Raw genomic sequence first — 17526 nt, 5'->3', positions numbered from 1 at the left:
GCCCAGGATCGCCAGCTTTTCTGACGAATTGGTTGCAGTTCTGGTCAGGATGCTGTTGCAGAGAAGCGAGGATGCGAGGCTTTGTTGCGCTTGCGCTTCGCAGCTCTGCTTTCCTCTACATTGGCGACTGCTTTGCGGGTTGGGATGGGATAAACCGGGAATAATAAACTCAGAATGTTATTTGAGCCAATGTCATCGCAACCAGCTCTTCCCCTAACAAACTTTGCCCATCTGCAAGAGCATGATGAACAGCTTCTGCGTCTTGGCATGCTGGCGGAAAAGTACTTTGCTGAAGATCCAAACACATGCCTGCTAAAACTGCGTCAGCTTGCCGAACTTCTGGCGCAGCTTGTGGCTTCGCGGGTGGGTTTGTTTGTTTCGGCAGAAGAATCTCAGTACGATCTGCTGCGCCGTTTGCAGGATCGAGGCATTCTCCCACGTGAAGTGGCTCAATTGTTTGGGGAAATTCGGCGTTCTGGAAATGCGGCTAACCATGCCCTGATGGGCGACCACCGAATAGCCCTTGGTAATCTCAAAATTGCTTGGCAGATTGGACTTTGGTTTCACCGTACTTTTAAGAATCCGGCGTTTAAGTCTAGTCCCTTTATTCCGCCTACCGCGCCGAAAGACGAAAGTGTAGAGTTGCGTATGGAGCTTGCTCGTCTGGCTCAGACTCTAGCGGATTATCAATCGACCCATGAGGATACGGTACAGCGCCTTACCAAGACGGAGGCCACCCTTAAGACCACTCAGGAAGAACAGCTATTTTGGGAGCAGATGGCTGCTGAAGCGGAGCAGGCTAAGACTCAGCTCGAACGGCGTCTTGCGGAGCAGCAAACTGTTGCAGCATCCCAACCCGGAAAATCATTAAAAAACTACATCCAGGCGGCAAACCAAGCTGCGGAATCTGTTCAGCTTGATGAGGCGAGTACGAGAGAACTGATTGACGAACAGTTAGAGCAAGCGGGGTGGGAGGCCGATTCTGTAACTTTGAACTACAGAAAAGGGATTCGACCGGAAAAGGGAAAAAATCAGGCGATCGCCGAGTGGCCGACGAGCAGCGGGCCTGCGGATTATGTGTTGTTTGTGGGGTTGATGCCTGTGGCGACGGTTGAAGCCAAGCGACAAAATGCAAACGTATCCGGGGCGCTTCAGCAGGCAAAACGTTACAGCCGAGATTTTCGCTTAGAGGCTGAACATCAGAGTCCTGGCGGTACTTGGGGCGATTATAAAATCCCGTTTACGTTTTCTGCCAATGGCAGACCTTATCTGCGGCAGCTCGAAACCCATAGCGGTATTTGGTTCTGCGATGTCCGCCGTTCTGAAAATCTATCCTATGCCCTGGATGGTTGGTATACCCCAGAGGGTTTGGTTTCTTTGCTGAAGCGAGATGTGGTGGTGGCACACCAGTCGCTCTCGTCTCAGGGGTTTGACTATATCCTGCAACTGCGACCTTACCAGCAGGCGGCCATTCGTGCCATTGAGGCCGGAATTGCAGAAAATCGGCGCGAGCTTTTGGTGGCGATGGCGACGGGGACGGGCAAGACCAAAACCTGCATTGCCCTGATTTACCGATTGTTGAAGGCGCAGCGATTTCGACGGGTACTCTTTCTGGTCGATCGCTCAGCGCTGGGCGAGCAGGCGGCAAATGCGTTCAAAGATACGCGGATGGAGAATTTACAGACCTTCGCCGATATTTTTGGAATCAAAGAACTGGAGGAGCAAACCCCAGATACTGAAACTGCCGTTCATATCGCTACGGTGCAGGGCATGGTTCAGCGCATTCTCTATGCTGGGGAGGACACAGCACCGCCGCCCATCGATCGGTACGATTGCATTATTGTCGATGAATGCCATCGCGGATATTTGTTGGATCGCGAGCTGGGCGATGCAGAACTGACCTTCCGTAGCTTTGATGATTACATTTCCAAGTACCGACGGGTGTTGGATTACTTCGATGCCGTTAAGATTGGCCTGACTGCAACTCCTGCACTGCATACGTCGCAAGTCTTCGGCGCTCCTGTCTATACCTATAGCTATCGGGAAGCAGTGATTGACGGCTATTTGGTAGATCATGAGCCGCCCGTCAGGATTCATACTGAACTCTCCACCAGCGGCATCAATTGGCGGGTTGGTGAAGCGGTGAAGGTCTACAACGTTCAGAAAAATCAGCTTGATTTGTTTACAACGCCAGACGAGATTCAGATTGAGGTTGAAGCCTTTAACCGCAAGGTGATTACGGAATCCTTTAATCGCGTGGTCTGCGAGCATTTGGCACAGGAATTGGATCCGAGTTCGCGTCAGAAAACGCTGATTTTTTGTGTCAACGATGCCCATGCCGATTTAGTCGTCGCATTGATGAAGCAAGCGTTCCAATCGCTGTATGGAAGCGTTGACGACGATGCCGTGATTAAGATTACGGGTAATACCGACAAGCCTTTACAACTGATTCGGCGCTACAAAAATGAACGGAATCCCAATGTTGCGGTGACGGTAGATCTGTTGACGACGGGGATTGACGTACCGGAAATCTGCAATCTGGTGTTTTTGAGACGCATCAACAGCCGTATTTTGTACGACCAGATGTTAGGTCGCGCAACTCGATTATGCGAATCCATCGGCAAGGAGGCATTTCGTATTTTCGATGCCGTGCAGCTCTACGAGGCGCTTCAGTCTGTAACTGCCATGCAGCCTGTAGTGGTGGATCCTAAGATCTCGTTTACTCAACTGGCACGGGAGATGACGGATGCGATTGGAGACCAAGCGCGATCGCTGGTGCGGGATCAGTTCATTGCGAAGCTCCAGCGAAAGAAGCGGTACTTGAGCGAAACGGCTCTGAACGACTTTGAAACCGTAGCAGGGATGCCGCCTGATGCCTTTATCCGGGAATTGCGTCAGATGCCTTTGGCGAATATTGCCGCCTGGTTTACCCAGAATCCTAACCTTGGCGAGATTTTAGATCGTAAGGGCGAGGGGACTGCTCCGATGATCTTTATTTCTGACCACGAGGATGCGTTACACAGTATCGAGCGGGGGTATGGGACGGCTAAAAAGCCGGAAGATTACCTTCAGGAGTTTACTGAGTTTATCCGCAGTAACAGCAATACCCTGCCTGCGTTGATGACGGTGTTGACCCGTCCCAGAGACTTGACCCGAAAACAATTGCGCGAACTGGCTTTGGAGTTGGATAAGCGGGGGTTTACGGAAACCAACTTGGCTACGGCTTGGCGGGAGATGACGAATCAGGATATCGCGGCGCGGATTGTGGGCTATATTCGGCAGGCGGCGATCGGAGATGCACTGGAGCCTTATGAACAGAGGGTCGATCGCGCTTTGCAAAGAATGCTCTCGTCTAGAACCTGGACGACACCCCAGCGGCAGTGGTTGCAAAAAATTGCAGCTCAAACAAAGGCGAATTTGGTGGTGGATCGGGAGGCGTTGGATGACCCTGATTTGGTGTTTCGGCGCGAGGGGGGCGGTTTTACGCGGCTGGATCGGATGTTTGACGGTCAGCTCCAGCAGGTACTGGAAACCTTTAACGATTCGCTATGGCAAACGCCTGCGGCTTGAAATAGGGTCAGCGATAACGATAGAGTGAGATGCCTTACTCGTTCTGGAGGTGTGCTGTGCTCGATCAATTAACCGACAGAGGGTTTGGATGCATTTCTCTAAGAGTCTGTTTGAAATAGATTTTATATGTCGCAAAGTCTCGGAGATCCCCCCTAGCCCCCCTTAAAAAGGGGGGAAATAGACTCAAAGTCCCCCTTTTTAAGGGGGATTTAGGGGGATCTCCGAGGTATGGCTCATGACCGAAGTTTAAGTCCTCAATACCTACTGTTTGCATGAGTACCACCACTCACGACATTGTTGCTAAGCTCTGGAACCTCTGCAACATCCTCAAGGATGACGGGGTGACCTATCACCAGTATGTGACCGAACTCACGTACCTGCTGTTTTTGAAGATGGCAAAGGAGACGGGGACAGAGGATCAGATTCCCGAAGGCTACCGCTGGAATGATTTAGAAATTAAAGCGGCACCGGATCGGATGGAGTTTTACAAAATTCTGCTGATTCACTTGGGCAGTGCTGGCTCTAGGTTGGTTAAGGAAATTTTTGCCAATGCCAGTTCTTTTATTCGCAAACCCGCTACGCTCTCGACGTTGGTGTCGGAAATTGACAAGCTGGATTGGTACAGCGCCCGTCAAGAAGGTATGGGCGATCTGTATGAAGGGTTGTTGGAGAAGAATGCTAATGAAAAGAAATCTGGTGCGGGGCAGTATTTCACGCCGCGTCCCTTAATCGATAGCATGGTGGCGGTGATGCGCCCGACGCTAGAAGATATCATTCAAGATCCGGCGGCGGGGACGGGTGGCTTTTTGATTGCGGCGAATCGCTATATTCGCGAACACAGCGACTCGGATAGCTGGACGGAAGCTCAACAACGGAAGTATCGTCGCGGTATGTTCTACGGGATGGAGCATGTGCAAGATACGCACCGTTTGGCGTTGATGAATTTGATGCTACATGGGTTGGATTCTGACCCGAAGGCTTCCGGTATCCGCTATGGCGATACCTTGGGTTCTGATGGCGAAGCGCTGAGCGAGATTGGTGCGACGCTGATGTTGACAAATCCGCCCTTTGGGACAAAAAAGGGCGGCGGGTTGCCCACTCGCACAGATTTTACGTTTCCAACGAGCAATAAGCAGTTTTGTTTTTTGCAACATATTTATCGAGGTTTGAAGCCTGGGGGACGGGCTGCGGTGGTATTGCCGGACAATGTGCTGTTTGAGGGCAATGTGGGCAAACAGATCCGCGCTGATTTGATGGATATAGCCCTACGAGAGCATGTTAAGACGTTTGTAAATAGCCCGCTTTGAGCAGTAAGGATTTGATTAAGCAGTGCGTCCTAAGCAAAATCCGTAGTGCTATAAGTGCAATCTGCATACGATTTTGCGGCTGCCGACGGGGATTTTCTATGCTCAGGGCGTTAAAACTAATGTGTTGTTTTTTACCCGTGGCGAGACGGAAAGGGGCAATACAAAAGAGGTTTGGGTGTATGACCTGCGGGCGAATATGCCGCAGTTTGGCAAGCGCACGCAATTGACCCGTCAACATTTTGCAGAGTTTGAGGCTGCGTTTGGGGACGATTCGCTGGGACGCTCTGCCAGTCTGGCCAAGCGCCAAGATACGGGGGATCAAGGCCGATTCCGGTGTTTTAAGCGCGATTGGATTGCCGATCGCAATGAGAACCTAGACATTGCTTGGCTCCGGGATGAGAGCGAGAATGGATCTGAGGAGTTGCCGGAACCTACAGCATTAGCTCAGGAGGCGGTGATTGAACTGGAGGCGGCGATCGCAGAACTCCAGGGCATTTTGGCAGAATTGGGCGAGGAAATCATTTTATAAGCAAGAATCGAGAACATAGGAGAAAAGGTATGAAAGTAAATGTGACTGAGCAAGGATTAATTATCCCTAAAGAATTTTTGACTGGGATCCAAGCAGTTGAAATTCGGCGAGATCGTGACCAGATTATTTTGACACCAAGCGTAGCGAGTAACCCTTCTCAAGTAGAGTCAGTGTCTTCTGTTCCCAAAACTCCTTTGGGCAAGAGATTACGAGAACTGCGGGCAAAAATAGTTGCGTCTGGAGAGCCGCTTTTGACGGCTGAAGATATTGACAGGGAAATTGACGAACAACGCAATCGATTCAAGGAAGTTGAGACGTGACTCGAACGTTTGTCGATTCAGGAATTTTGGTGTCTGCTGCACGAGGTACGGACTTATATTCAGAAAGAGCTTTGACTATTCTTGAAGATGAATCAAGGGAATTTGCTTCTAGCATTTTTGTGCGTTTGGAGGTGTTGCCAAAGGCTATTTGCTACAAAAAGAATGATGAAGTTGAGTTTTATCAAAGCTTTTTTGATTCGGTTCAGTATTGGGCGAATGACCTTGAAAAACTGGTTCAGGATGGGTATCAAATTGCTAGCCAGTATGGTTTATCGGCGGTAGATGCGCTGCATGTTGCGGCAGCATTGCTTATGGGCGCTGAAGAATTGGTGACGACTGAACGACGAACCAAGCCAATGCACCGAGTATCTGATATTAAAGTAACCTCAATTCAGGATGATTGATGTTTAGTATATGTAGTGAATGGATTTTTATGCAGATGGCAAATTTGAGAATTACCCTGTTCAGCAATTATGGTAAGGAGTAAAACGATGCAAAGTATTAAGGTGCGTCAGCATGTTGGGGCAGATGGGATTCTGCATCTCGATATTCCCATCGGAATTTTAGAGAGCGAAGTAGAAGCGATGGTGACTTACAAATCTGTACAGACATCCCAAAAAACTGAACGATCATTAGCAGATTTCTATGGCATTTGTGCAGATGATCCAATTGTTGTTGATGACAAATTTGCGATCAATCATGGAGGGGTTTGCTCGGCCCTGGATGACGATATGGAAGGGGCTTTTGATTAGCAATGCTCTACTTGCTAGATACAAATGTTTGTGTGATGTATATTAACGGTCACTCTGAGCGAATTAGAGATCGTGTCCTCGCTACTCCAACTGATGAGATGGCGGTATGTTCTGTTGTCAAAGCAGAACTTTTTTATGGTGCAATGCGAAGCAAAAATCCTACTCGCAATTTAGAAAGACAACAAGGTTTCTTCCATTGTTTTACTTCTTTGCCTTTTGATGACGAAGCCGCGATCGCCTATGGACAGATCCGTGCAGATTTAGCGACAAAAGGGACTCCGATTGGCCCCAATGATCTGCAAATTGCCGCCATTGCCCTCACCCATAATCTCACCCTCATAACCCACAACACCAGAGAATTTATTCGTGTTGAGGGCTTGCAGCTTGAAGATTGGGAGATTGAAGCGTGATAGAAGAATTTATAGAATTACCTCAGGGTTGGCAAGAAGTTTTCCTTGATGAAATCACTTATCGCATTACAAAAGGAACAACGCCTACATCACTTGGGATTTAAATTTACCACTAAAGGTATTTTATTTGTCAAGGTCGAAAGTTTATCTGCTCAACGCATTAATCACAAACTTTGTGGATTTATTGACAAAAATGCGGATGAGGCTTTATCAAGATCTCGTCTTCAAGAAAATGATGTACTTTTCTCTATTGCTGGAACATTAGGAAGAGTAGCGATTGTATATGAAAATGATCTTCCTTCTAACACTAATCAAGCAATATCCATCATTCGACTTATTCCACCAATTTTACCAAAATATATTGCTCATTTTTTATCTTCTCCATTAATTGAAAAGAATATTCAAGCAATTCGGAGAGGGATGGGGCTTCAGAATTTGAATTTGGGACAAATATCTAAATTCCAAATTCCCCTCGCCCCCCTCAACGAACAGAAACGGATTGCGGATAAGCTCGATCGCCTGTTAGCAAAGGTAGATGCTTGTCGGGAGAGATGCGATCGCATTCCCCTCCTCCTCAAACGCTTCCGCCAATCTGTCCTCGCCGCAGCAACATCAGGAGAACTGACCGAGGACTGGCGAGAAAAATATTCTGTTGTAGAGCCTGAAAAAAGTTTAATCAAAGAGAAAAGATTCAAAATAGCTGATTCAGACGAAAACTTGCAGTTATTACCAGAAACCTGGAAGTGGGACGCACTTGGAAATTACGCTCAATGTTCAAGAGGAAGATTTTCTGTCCGACCTCGAAATGATCCGGCTTATTTCAACGGTAAACACCCATTCATTCAAATCGGTGATCTTCCTAGCGAAGGTGGATGGATCGATGCTCACAAGCAGACGCTTAATGAAAAAGGGCTAACTGTAAGCAAGAAATTTCCTAAAGCTACAGTTGTTATTGCCTTGATGGTGCAGAAAAGTCATGAAGACCTTACCAGCAGGCAATATTCAAATCTGTCAAAGGTGACAGAGAGGGGCATTCAATGTGATGCTTAAGTTCCCAAACTCAGAGCAATCCTATGTCAACCCCTCAACTCTATCGTCAACTGCAAACTCAACTGAGTCAATGGGTCACACCCAAAGATAAACGTCACCTTACTGTGTTTGCTGAAAACATCGCTGCAATCCTCCAAGCCCAAAGTGGCAGCTTAAGCCATTGGCTGACTTATTTGAGTCATCGTCGTTGTAAAGCCCGCTCTCACATGGAACGACTGAGCTACTTCGTTCATAATCCCAAGATCACCTCAGAAACATTCTATGTTCCATTACTGCTTCAATTTCTTCAAGCGTGGGCGGGCATGGCGACGACATTGACCCTGGATACAAGCATGCTGTGGGATGAGTATTGCCTGATAGAGGTCTGTCTGACCTGGGGAGGGCGCTCTTTTCCTTTGGCTCAAAAGGTGCTCAAGCATGGCAGTGCTACGGTCGCTTTTGCGGACTATTGCTCAGTGCTGGATGTGGCTGAGACGGTCTTACCCGCTGATTGTCAAATCACACTATTGGCTGACCGAGGCTTTGAGCATGGTGAGTTAATTCGTTGGCTACGGAGCCATCAATGGTCTTGGGCAATTCGCGCTAAATCCGATTTGAGGGTCACGTTGTCTAATGCTCAAACCGAGTCGGTTGCTGACCTGCTGCCAGAGCCTGAACAAGCTTTTCTATTTTCTGATGTCACGATTCTTGAAGATATCCACTGTCATTTGGCGACCGCTCGATTATCCATCGCCCAGGAGGCTTGGGCTGTGATTACAGATAAATCGCCTTCTGTGCAAACCTTCGCGCTATATGGTCAACGTTTTGGTGGCATTGAACCCCATTTCAAGGATTACAAGTCTGCCGCCTTTGAACTGCCTCGTTCTAAACTCAGAGATGCCCATGCTTTAAGCCGACTGCTGATGTTACTGGCGGCTGCGACCATTATTGCCATTTGCGTTGCCATTGAAACGATCGCTCAAGGCGCACTAAAGTCCATTGATTGGCATGCTCACAGGGGATTGAGTTTTCTGCAAATCGGGCTAAGACGGATTAATCAGTTGTGCTATCAAAGATTACCGCTGCCACCCTTGAGATATTTGCCACGATGTAATCCACCACCTGCTTATGCCTCTCTCAAGAAGCGAGATGCGATGAACACTCGCATTGAGTTTGCCAAGGTGACTGTCTTCTAAAGCTTTCAGCTCCTTTGAGTTTTCTGCACCACTAAGTGTTATTGCTATCGTAGGAGCCACAATTGGTAACACAGGTCTTTTGGCTTACGATATGTGCTTTACCGATAGTATGGTAGGCATTGAAACTGGTAATGAAATTAGCAATCGATACATTGAGTTTTTTCTGCGCCATCGAAAAGAAGATTTACGGCAAATTTCATACGCTGGTGGCGGACAGCCAAATATAAAACTTGAAATCCTTAATCCTTATCCTTTGGCTGTCCCTCCCCTTGAAGAACAAAAGGAAATTGTCCACCGTGTCGAAAAACTCTTTGCCTTCGCCGATCGCCTAGAATCCCGCTATCAAAAAGCTCGTGCCAAATGCGATCGACTCACCCCAGCACTATTAGAAAAAGCCTTTCAGGGCGAACTAGTCCCCCAAGACCCTAACGACGAACCCGCATCCGTCTTGCTAGAGCGAATCAAAAGCTTGCGTACCAACGCAGAAGCCAAGCAGACCAAGCCCAAACGACGTAAAACAGCTTCTTAAAAAAGCAGACCAACTCCTGGCAGATCAGCCATTCGAGAGATGCTGCAAGCAGATAAAGAACGGTCGGCTGTCGCCCGTGCTTGCATTCTGAGTTCAGGGGATTCCCGTATTATGGGATTGCTTCAAAGTGCTTGAAGTTAAGGGGATTGAGGGGGATCGAGTGTAACAATCTTCTGGGAAAGCCGTAATTTTCGATCTACTGAGCCTGTTAGTAACCTCCGAAACTGAATCGGGTTCATTAAGCTACCTCCACTTACTCTAAATCAAGGAGAAGGGAGCCGTTGCGTTGAGCATCAATAAGAAACTTCATGATGCCAATCGATAAACACTCTTGACTTGGCTAAGACGAGCTGCAAACAATAAGGTTGCTAAAATGTCCGCTTCCTCTAAGTCGTCATAGTCCGCCAAAATCTCTTCATGGGTCATCCCAGAACTAAGAAGCTCCAGAATAAACTCAACTGGATATCGTAAGCCTCGAATACAAGGCTTCCCATGACAGATATCTGGGCTAATTGAAATTCTCTGTAATAATGGCTCAGTCATAAATCTTTGCTAATTTAATCAATTAGCGATCCAAGAATTTTGAGCGATGTAGTATATGAGCGCACCTCAAGCATAGCTATATCCTCGTGGATAATAATCCCGGCAAACGATTCGCTCCAGAACGCAAGACTAGGCGGTGTTGGGTCGATCGCTGCCACAAACCGAAAGGTCGAGCAAAAACCTTTTTATCAAAAGTAAAGGAAGTGCGATCGCCAACCGGACTCGGTCCCGTATCGATGCAACCGCGATCGCCTTGCCCGAGCAAACGCAAGGGGGGCAATTGCTGACCAATTTCAGCGAGCTAGCCCGGCTCATCTGGGGACAGCTAGAGCGCGGGTGTCCCGTCAAAATATCTCGGCTTTTATTGAAAAATCTTAAACTCGCTCCACTCGCCAATCTTTGATATGGCGTCTCTTCGAGCTCAGCCCAGCTCAGAGATCGATCGAGACAAACCTGCTTGCGTAAGTCCTAACCTACACTAGAGAGAGCCGATCCGAACCTCGGTTCTGCGTCTATCGCGGACAGTACCGCGAACTCTAAATTCTCAAACTGCAGGTTAGCCCTATCTCGGCATGAGTCAAACCTACAAAGCTACAGGTATAAACCTCAAAAGCGTTCCCCTAGGCGAAGCCGACCGGATCTTGACCATCCTCACCCGCGAATTTGGATTGGTTCGGGCAGTGGCCTCCGGCGCTCGCAAGCCTAAGTCTAAACTAGGCGGGCGGGGCGAGCTGTTTGTGGTAAACCATTTGATGCTGAGCAAAGGGCGATCGCTCGATCGAATTGCCCAAGCAGAAACCATCGAGTCCTATCCTGCCCTAAGCCGCAACTTAGCAAAACTGACGGTCGGGCAATACTGGGCCGAAACGATCCTGAACCAAACCTCCAGCCACGACACCACCGGAGAAGTATTCGACTGGCTGTGCCAGCGCCTCGCCGATCTGGCGGCCAGCGAACCCGGTCAAGCCCCCCTCGTTCATCTCTTATACGGCATCGTCCAACTGCTCCATTTGGGTGGCATTCTGCCCCAAGTCGATCGATGCTGCCTATCCGGTCAGATTGTCGATCCTGGAGCAATTGGGAGTGGTAGGGTAGTTTTTAGCCCCTTATCGGGGGGCGTCGTCCTGCCCACGGATGAGGTCTTACCCGCTCGAAGCTTCAACGCCCAAGAGCAACCCTCAGCCTACGGGCAGCCATCGTCCCAGCGTAGCGCCCTCACCCTTTCAGCACCGGAACTGATGCTCCTGCAGCAACTCTTTCGGGTGCGGGAAGCCTTACCTCAAGCCCATACCCCTCCCCCCGAACTCCTCGCCCTCGCAGACTCTCCTCGAGAATGGCTTAAGGTAGAACAGGCACTGCGACACTACGTGCAGTACCACACCGATCGCCCCATTCGTTCGGCAGCCTTACTGGAGAGCTGTTTTCCGCCTTCCCCCAATCGCTCGTTTTCGGTTCAGTCTGACTCCATTACCGTTGCTGCTGCTTGCCCATGACTCGTGCGCCCGACTCGTCTTCCCAGCAAGATACCCTCAACTCGCCACTGCGGACTCCAGGGGCGCAGCGATCGCCCAATGGCGCTCCAGGTGCGTCCCGGCCTCCCCTAACTGGCTCGAGCGATACAAATAGGAGCACGATCGGCAACGCAACCAAAGCAGAACTCAGCGAGGTCGGACATAATTCTGAATCGCCTATGGATACAATTTTAGACGCTGCCTTCGGCGAGGTTCAGCCCAGTTTTTGGAAAGTCCTCCAAAACCGCAACTTTTTATTTTTGTGGGCGGGGCAAGTCTTCTCCCAGCTCGCCGATAAAGTCTACCTCGTCCTCATGATCGCGCTGATTACAACCCAGTTTCAGGCAGAAGGCCAGACCGTAAGCGGCTGGGTTTCGTCTGTAATGGTGGCATTTACCATTCCGGCAGTCCTATTCGGATCCTTTGCCGGGGTGCTGGTCGATCGCTGGTCTAAAAAATGGACCATGATTCTCACCAATGTCCTCAGGGGCGGGCTGGTGCTGGTGCTGCCCTTGCTGCTGTGGACTGTCAAGTCCTACGGTAACTTTTTACAGGTCCCCCTTGGCTTTTGGATGGTTTTAGGGGTCACGTTTTTGGTGTCTACCCTGACGCAGTTTTTTGCCCCAGCAGAGCAGTCTACGATTCCGCTCATCGTGGATAAACCGCAGCTCCTGAGCGCCAATTCGCTCTATACCTTTACGATGATGTTGGCGGTGGTCGTGGGATTTGCGGCAGGCGATCCGCTGCTTGAGGTTTCGACAGCCCTGCTGGGCCATCTGCCCTGGCTGGGATCCTTCAGCCGCGAATTAGTCGTGGGGGGGAGTTATGCGATCGCCGGACTGCTGCTCGTGTTTTTGTCCACTAATGAAGTCAGCCGTCCCCAAGTCACGGAGATGAGTCAGGTCTGGGCTGACATTAAAGATGGACTGAGGTTTATTAACGCCCACCGCCGCATCAAAGCCGCACTGATCCAACTCGTCATCTTGTTTTCAATTTTTGCCGCACTCGCCGTGCTGGTCGTGCGGATGGCTGAAGTTTTACTCGAAGATCCGACAAACTTTGGGATATTGCTGGCCGCAGGAGGCGTTGGGATGGTGGTAGGCATCACCGTACTCAACCGGATCGTCCATCGCGTTTCGTACCGCATCTTGAGTTTCTGCGGATCCCTAGGCATGGGAGCGGCATTCTTCGGGCTGGCTTTTACAACCCAGCACCTCTGGTTTTCTTTAGAGCTTCTATCCGCCATTGGCGTTTTTGCCGCACTGGTGGGCGTACCCATGCAAACCACCATGCAAGAGCAAACCCCAGAAGAATTGCGGGGTAAAGTTTTTGGAATTCAGAACAATGCCGTCAACATTGCCCTCAGCTTACCCCTAGCCCTGGCAGGCGTTGCCGAAACCTTCTTTGGCCTCCAGTGGGTGCTGCTTAGCTTAGCTGCGCTGGTTGTGACAGGGGGTCTCTTAACCTGGTATATTTCCGGTACGGCTGAATTAACCTCCCGCGAATCTGCTTAAGGTTTAAATGCATATTGCTTGGATTGGAAAACGGTCGCCTGCCTGCGGCAATGTCACCTACAGTCGAGAAGTCACGAATGCCCTTTTAGATCGGGGCTATCAAGTCAGTTTCCTTCACTTTGCTCAAGAAGAAGAGGTTGAATTTTCCGGGAACGATCCCACGCCTCGTTCCTTACAAGCAGAGTGTCAAGAAGTGACGCTGCCATTTATTTATAAGTCTCAAATTTATACCATCCCCAGCCTGCGCTCCAGTAAAGTGTTGGCCCAGTCCCTTCAGGACCTAAAGCCAGACTTGGTGCACGCCTCTCTCACCCTCTCTCCCCTCGATTTTGTCCTGCCGGAAATTTGCGAGGAGCTAGGGGTGCCGTTGGTTGCGACGTTTCACCCGCCCTTCAGCCACAAGCATCGCAACTTGTCTTCGGGGACGCAGCAGTTTATGTACCAGCTCTACGCGCCCTTTTTAGCCAACTACGACGCGGTTATTATCTTTTGCGAAGCGCAGAAAGAGCTGTTGCACCGTTTGGGAGTGCCCCTAGAACGGCTGATCGTCATTCCAAATGGAGTCGATGTCCAGAAGTATTCCCCAGGGCCATCTCGGTTTAGCGATGAAATCAATGCGAACCGCGTCTTTGTCTATCAAGGGAGAATTGCCGTCGAAAAAAATGTCGAAGCTTTGCTGAGGGCGTGGCGGCAGGCAGCAATGCCCGACGACTGCAAGCTAGTGCTGGTAGGGGATGGTTCTTTACTCACCTCTCTCATGCCCGCTTACGGCCCCGAGCACAATATTTTGTGGATGGGCAATATTCTAGACGAACAGCGCCGCATCGATATTTTGCGCGGCGCCGATGTATTTATTTTGCCATCCTTTGTGGAAGGGCTATCCCTGTCGCTCTTGGAGGCTATGGGATGCGGTGTGGCCTGCATGGCAACGGATGTGGGTGCCGATGGCGAGGTCTTAAGCGGCGGGGCTGGAATCGTTTTAAACCCGCAGCGGGCGCGGAGCGAGCTTCAGACGCTGCTCCCCTTATTTGCCCACCAGCCCGAAATGTCCGAGTTACTCGGCAAAAAGGCGCGCGCTCGAGTGTTAGATCGGTATTCGCTGACGACCAATATCGATCGTCTGGAGCGATTTTACGCGCAGCTTTTTCAGGTCCCGAAGGCAGTACCGATCGAACGCTAGGTTGCTCGTTTCTGCTAGCTAGGCTCGGATCTTTTCGAGTTTCCGATGTCTTAGAGACTTATTTGCCGCAGGTTTGAGTGCTGAGCAAATTCTAGAGGAAATACCAGACGTGGAGATGGACGAGCTCAAAGTAGCGCTTATCTATGCTGCACACAAGCTGGATTATTCTGTGAAAAAAGCTACTGGGCAATCTTCTTCTGCATTCTAATGTGCGGTACGCCCGTCATAGATGAGGGAAACACGTTGCCAAAAGACTCAAACCCAAACTTTTGATAAAACGGTACTTTCTCCACTCTGGCGTCGAGCCGCAAAAGCGCGGCTCCCCGATCGATTGCGGCTGCGGTCAAGCCTTGAAGGATGCGCGCTCCCAGTCCTTGCCCTTGGAACTCTGGCAAGACAACCATTTGGTAAATCTGGAATTCGTTAAAACTGTGCTGCCTTAACCGACCGTAGGCCAAAACGCAATTGCTCGAACGTTCGACGATCGCGAGATGTAGATCTCGATCTTCCGGCGCGTCAAAAATCGATTCAAACGAAATGTCGTGCGCTTGATAAAACAAGCGATATCGAATCCGAGCCGCTTGTCGATACGCATCGCTCCCGTACGCGATTGACTTGAGTTGAGTTTGTAATGCGACCACGCAGAAACAACCCGAATCGTTTGAGTGTTTTCACGGACTGAATAACCCAGACATTGACATCCTCCCGCCACCAACCTAACGGTGTGGTGGGGGATTCCCAAACCTCACGATTTGAGTTTCTGCTTCATCGCAACTGCCTCTACCCTCTAGGAGTTTTGGTCTTATGTTCGCTCCACAGACTAGCCCCGCAAGCCCTGCGGTTTTATTGAGTCACAAACAAATGTTTATGGATTTTGCGTCAATCGGGGATGTATTACCATTGCCCGTCAATCTTTTCCCGGTCTACCAACTTTTCCTCGCCGTTTTCTGCGGGTGCAGAAAAACTTTGGTGTTAGGCTTTATGTCTCCGTTGTCGCGGGTGGGTCAACGACCAAAGTTATTATACAGCAAGAGTTTGGCAATTCCGCTTCGCTACATTGCCGCTCCTTGTTACTGAGCCTGTCGAAGTATCCCTCTCCCGCCAAGCGCTACCGCGCTGTGGTCGGGAGTCTCTCGGAGGTCAAGATGAGAGTTTATTCATTTCCCAAATAAGCTGCAATTACGGCAGGATCGTTTTTAACTCGAGCGGGTTCTCCGAGGGCGATGATCTGCCCGAAATCGAGGACTGCAATGCGATCGCACAGGCCCATCACCAGCGGCACGTGATGCTCGATCAACAATACCGTCAGGTCAAACCGATCTCTGAGATCGCGGATAAAGGCGCTAAGGGACTGTTTTTCGTTGGGATTCATGCCAGCAGCGGGTTCGTCTAGGAGCAGCAGCTTGGGCTGAAGCGCCAGGGCGCGTGCGATTTCGAGTCGACGCTGATCGCCGTAGCATAGGTTTTGCGCCTTCTCTTGGGCGCGATCCTGCAACCCCACCAGTTCCAATAATTCAGTCGCCTTGATGCGGATCTCGCGCTCCTCCTGCGGGGCGGGGGACAGCCCTAAAACACCTGTCAGTACGCCGCTGCGCGTGTGGACGTGTTGGGCGATCGAGACGTTTTCCTGAGCGGAGAGATCTTTGAAAAGGCGGATATTTTGAAAGGTGCGGGCAATGCCTTTGGCGGCAATTTGGTAGGGCTGTTGTCGATCCAACGGCACGCCATCAAACATGATTCGACCGCTTGTCGGTGGAATTAAGCCCGTGACCAAATTAAAGAGCGTCGTTTTACCCGCGCCATTCGGCCCGATCAACCCAAAAATTTCCCCTGACTGGATGCTAAAAGAGACCTGGTTGACCGCGACCAATCCGCCAAACCGTCGCGTGAGCTGCTGTACTTCCAACATTATTTTTGCCGCTCCCGCTCGAGCTTGGGGCGTTGAAATAGTCCGGGCGTAACCAATCCTTGGGGGAAGAAAATTGTACCCAACACGATCAGCAGTCCAAACACGATCAGTCGTCCCTCCTTTAGAAATTGCCCTAACCATAAAGGCAGCCCCGGCACATCGCCCACCGCCCTCAAGATTTCCGGCAGTGCTGTAAACAGCATTCCGCCTAAAACTGGCCCTAGATAGGTGCGGGAGCCGCCAATGAGGACAAAGGTTAGGTAAATAATACTGGCATCGAAGGTGCCTTGACGGGCGTTCCAGGTGTTTAGGAAATGGGCGCTCACGGCTCCGGCTACGCCCGCCAAAATTGCGCCTAGGGTAAAGGCCAAGACCTTATAGTAAGTAGGATTAATGCCCATCGCATCGGCGGCCAGCTCGTCTTCGCGCAGGGCGACAAAGGCGCGACCCACGCGGATTTTTTCGAGGCGATAGACAAAGGCTACGCTCAGCAGCAACAGGGGCAACACGACCCACAGGTATTCAATGGCGCTGTTAAAAGGTTGCGGAATCCCGAAGATGCCTACGGCTCCGCCTGTTATGTCTAGATTCAGCGACAGGATGCGCAGAATTTCGACAAAGGCGATGGTGGCGATCGCCAAGTAAATCCCTTTGAGCCGCAGGGCCGGAACCCCTACGAGAATGCCTAGGATGCCGCAGAGGATGGCGGCGATCGCCATTTCCAGGAATAGCCAGTACAGCGGAAACAGTTCGCCTGTGGCGGGTTGGGGCACTCTGGTGGAGAAAATGGCGGCAACGTAGCCCCCCAAAGCATAGAAGCCGGGGCTGGCGAGGGAAAGCTGGCCCGCCATTAGCGGTAGGTATAGGGACAAACCCAACATTGCTCCCAGCAGCATTGAAATCAGAAGAGCGCCGTAAGTGGCAATAAAGTCAGCCATCAATTGAAGTTGCTGTATGAGTGTTCATTTGAGCTTCTCATGCCTTGTCTCTCTCGATCGTGCATTTTTTGTGCGTCAAATATCGAACTCAGATGAAGTGACTGACTATAGATAATACGCTATGGAGGAATGTTAAACCGCTGCGCTCGAGAATTCCCTGTTTGGCAGGATTTTGACCCAGTGAGGTTATGGTTTATTGATAAAAGTCCAATCTAACTCCGTTGGACGTGGAGTTAGATTGCAAAAGCTGTATAAATCCTGCATTTTGGAGTTAGATTGCAATATGCAG

Annotated in this window: 19 protein-coding genes; 15 read left to right on the top strand and 4 right to left on the bottom strand. The window is 50.2% G+C overall.

The window, feature by feature from the left end:
• The first annotated feature begins 189 nt into the window (after positions 1–189).
• From hsdR to R6H26_RS19420, 10 genes are all read left to right on the top strand, one after another.
• Positions 190–3570 (top strand): type I restriction-modification system endonuclease, encoded by a 3381-nt coding sequence (gene hsdR, locus R6H26_RS19465; RefSeq protein WP_404784777.1) that lies wholly within the window; start codon positions 190–192, stop codon positions 3568–3570.
• 272 nt (positions 3571–3842) lie between these two features.
• Positions 3843–4877 carry an N-6 DNA methylase gene (locus R6H26_RS19460; protein WP_404784776.1) on the top strand — a complete coding sequence of 345 codons (1035 nt, stop codon included), beginning with the start codon at positions 3843–3845 and terminating at the stop codon, positions 4875–4877.
• Between the two features lie 73 nt (positions 4878–4950).
• The gene (locus R6H26_RS19455) at positions 4951–5406 is read left to right on the top strand and encodes an N-6 DNA methylase (protein ID WP_404784774.1); all 456 of its coding nucleotides are present in this window, start codon (positions 4951–4953) and stop codon (positions 5404–5406) included.
• A gap of 29 nt (positions 5407–5435) precedes the next feature.
• Positions 5436–5726, top strand: coding sequence for a hypothetical protein (locus R6H26_RS19450; RefSeq protein ID WP_404784772.1), 291 nt, complete (start codon positions 5436–5438; stop codon positions 5724–5726).
• Positions 5723–6130: a type II toxin-antitoxin system VapC family toxin gene (locus R6H26_RS19445; RefSeq protein WP_404784770.1), complete on the top strand. Its 408-nt coding sequence runs from the start codon at positions 5723–5725 to the stop codon at positions 6128–6130. Before R6H26_RS19450 ends, R6H26_RS19445 begins: the two co-directional genes overlap by 4 nt.
• 87 nt (positions 6131–6217) lie before the next feature.
• On the top strand, positions 6218–6478 hold the full coding sequence (locus R6H26_RS19440; protein ID WP_404784768.1) for a hypothetical protein: 261 nt from the start codon (positions 6218–6220) through the stop codon (positions 6476–6478).
• A 2-nt stretch (positions 6479–6480) separates the two neighbouring features.
• The gene (locus R6H26_RS19435) at positions 6481–6888 is read left to right on the top strand and encodes a type II toxin-antitoxin system VapC family toxin (protein ID WP_404784766.1); all 408 of its coding nucleotides are present in this window, start codon (positions 6481–6483) and stop codon (positions 6886–6888) included.
• 48 nt (positions 6889–6936) lie between these two features.
• Positions 6937–7938: a restriction endonuclease subunit S gene (locus R6H26_RS19430; protein WP_404784765.1), complete on the top strand. Its 1002-nt coding sequence runs from the start codon at positions 6937–6939 to the stop codon at positions 7936–7938.
• Between the two features lie 23 nt (positions 7939–7961).
• Complete coding sequence (locus tag R6H26_RS19425; protein WP_404783408.1) at positions 7962–9113, top strand: transposase; 1152 nt, start codon at positions 7962–7964, stop codon at positions 9111–9113.
• The gene (locus tag R6H26_RS19420; RefSeq protein ID WP_404791379.1) at positions 9103–9642 is read left to right on the top strand and encodes a restriction endonuclease subunit S; all 540 of its coding nucleotides are present in this window, start codon (positions 9103–9105) and stop codon (positions 9640–9642) included. Before R6H26_RS19425 ends, R6H26_RS19420 begins: the two co-directional genes overlap by 11 nt.
• A 306-nt stretch (positions 9643–9948) precedes the next feature.
• Here R6H26_RS19420 and R6H26_RS19415 read toward each other — a convergent pair whose 3' ends face one another.
• Entirely contained in the window at positions 9949–10185 is a 237-nt protein-coding gene (locus R6H26_RS19415) for a DUF433 domain-containing protein (protein ID WP_404784763.1), read from the bottom strand.
• A gap of 136 nt (positions 10186–10321) precedes the next feature.
• Between R6H26_RS19415 and R6H26_RS19410 the strand changes: the two genes are divergently transcribed.
• The 5 genes from R6H26_RS19410 (at position 10322) to R6H26_RS19390 (ending at position 14598) form a co-directional block, all read left to right on the top strand.
• Entirely contained in the window at positions 10322–10588 is a 267-nt protein-coding gene (locus R6H26_RS19410; protein WP_404784761.1) for a hypothetical protein, read from the top strand.
• 169 nt (positions 10589–10757) lie between these two features.
• Positions 10758–11678: a DNA repair protein RecO gene (recO, locus tag R6H26_RS19405; protein ID WP_404784759.1), complete on the top strand. Its 921-nt coding sequence runs from the start codon at positions 10758–10760 to the stop codon at positions 11676–11678.
• Positions 11675–13210: an MFS transporter gene (locus R6H26_RS19400; RefSeq protein WP_404784758.1), complete on the top strand. Its 1536-nt coding sequence runs from the start codon at positions 11675–11677 to the stop codon at positions 13208–13210. Before recO ends, R6H26_RS19400 begins: the two co-directional genes overlap by 4 nt.
• Before the next feature lie 7 nt (positions 13211–13217).
• Complete coding sequence (locus tag R6H26_RS19395) at positions 13218–14390, top strand: glycosyltransferase family 4 protein (protein WP_404784756.1); 1173 nt, start codon at positions 13218–13220, stop codon at positions 14388–14390.
• A gap of 73 nt (positions 14391–14463) precedes the next feature.
• Positions 14464–14598 (top strand): hypothetical protein, encoded by a 135-nt coding sequence (locus tag R6H26_RS19390; RefSeq protein ID WP_404784754.1) that lies wholly within the window; start codon positions 14464–14466, stop codon positions 14596–14598.
• On the opposite strand, the gene R6H26_RS19385 is transcribed toward R6H26_RS19390, so the two are convergent.
• The 3 genes from R6H26_RS19385 to R6H26_RS19375 form a co-directional block, all read right to left on the bottom strand.
• Complete coding sequence (locus R6H26_RS19385) at positions 14570–15031, bottom strand: GNAT family N-acetyltransferase (protein WP_404784753.1); 462 nt, start codon at positions 15029–15031, stop codon at positions 14570–14572. The genes R6H26_RS19390 and R6H26_RS19385 overlap by 29 nt on opposite strands.
• 512 nt (positions 15032–15543) lie before the next feature.
• The gene (locus R6H26_RS19380; protein ID WP_404784751.1) at positions 15544–16299 is read right to left on the bottom strand and encodes an ABC transporter ATP-binding protein; all 756 of its coding nucleotides are present in this window, start codon (positions 16297–16299) and stop codon (positions 15544–15546) included.
• Positions 16299–17237 (bottom strand): branched-chain amino acid ABC transporter permease, encoded by a 939-nt coding sequence (locus R6H26_RS19375; RefSeq protein ID WP_404784749.1) that lies wholly within the window; start codon positions 17235–17237, stop codon positions 16299–16301. The genes R6H26_RS19380 and R6H26_RS19375 overlap by 1 nt, the downstream gene beginning before the upstream one ends.
• Positions 17238–17526 lie beyond the last annotated feature (289 nt).

It is taken from the genome of Altericista sp. CCNU0014, assembly GCF_044923475.1.
Taxonomy (GTDB): domain Bacteria; phylum Cyanobacteriota; class Cyanobacteriia; order Thermosynechococcales; family Thermosynechococcaceae; genus JAAURS01.
This window is presented reverse-complemented; position numbering and strand designations above follow the sequence as displayed.